At 61.6% G+C, this 1,117-nt stretch carries 1 protein-coding gene; it reads left to right on the plus strand.

Annotated features, from left to right (window positions below):
• Positions 1 to 54: 54 nt before the first annotated feature.
• Positions 55 to 1,117, plus strand: a protein-coding gene (locus AC5O77_RS21650; protein ID WP_494507156.1) for an IS3 family transposase whose coding sequence is annotated in 2 segments (ribosomal slippage) — positions 55 to 295 and positions 295 to 1,117 — 1,064 coding nt annotated over the 2 segments. Because the reading frame shifts where the segments join, the coding sequence is not laid out codon by codon here. This gene is flagged as partial in the annotation.

Genomic DNA, 1,117 nt, shown 5'->3' on the forward strand with positions numbered 1-1,117 from the left:
CCCCGTTTTCACGGACACTTACAAGAAGGCCGATTCAGGCCATGAGGAGTGTTCATGTCAAAGCGTAGGAAGTTCAGTGCCGAGTTCAAGCGCGGTGCGGTTGAGCAGGCGAGCCAGCCCGGCATCAGCTGCGCCCAGGTGGCCCGGGAGCTGGGAATTCGCGACAGCCTGCTAACCCGCTGGAAGCGCGAGGCGCAGAATCCAGAAGCGGCCGCTTTCGGCGGCGCCGGAACGCCACGGGACGAAGAGTTGGCTCGACTCAAGCGTGAATTGGCGCGGGTGAAGAAGGAACGGGATTTTTTGCGAGAAGCGGCGACGTTCTTTGCAAAGGGATCATCCTGAGGTATCAGGTGATCGAACGTTGCCGCGATGAGTTTCCGATCCGGCTGATGTGCCGGTGCCTGAAGGTATCGGCCAGCGGCTACTACGAGTGGAGTAAGCGCCCTGCGAGCGCCCGGCAGGTCGACAATGAGCGCCTGGTGGTAAGGATGCGCGAACTGCATGAAGACAGCCGGGGTACTCTGGGAGCTGGCCGCATGCGCGAAGACTTGGCTGAGGAAGGCGAGATCGCCAGCCTGAACCGGGTCGCGCGCCTGATGGCGGCCGACGGCCTGCAGGGCTGGCCCCGGCGGAAGCGTCGCGGGAAGCGTGGCAGCCCGTCCGTAACGCCGCCGGGCGTGGGCAACCTGCTTGAACGCGATTTTCTCGCGCTGGAGCCGGAAACCAAGTGGGTCACGGACATCACCGAGATCAAGACCCAGCAGGGCAAGCTGTATCTGTGCATCGTGCTGGATCTTTACGACCAGCGCATTGTGGGCTGGTCAATGCACGATCGACAGGATCGCCATATGGTGATCCGGGCGGTGCAGATGGCGGTCTGGCAGCGTCAAGGCAGCGATGAGGTGATCCTGCATTCGGATCGTGGCAGTCAGTTCCGCAGCGGTGACTACCAAGGATATCTCGCGGCTAACGGGCTGATCTGCTCAATGAGCGCCGTTGGACATTGCGGCGACAACGCCGCCTGCGAAGGCTTTTTTGGGCTGCTCAAGCGTGAGCGAGTCTATCGAACGAGCTACCCGACACTGGATGCAGCAAGAGCGGATGTGTTTGACTACAT

The organism is Stenotrophomonas sp. INTA L402-1, assembly GCF_059295135.1.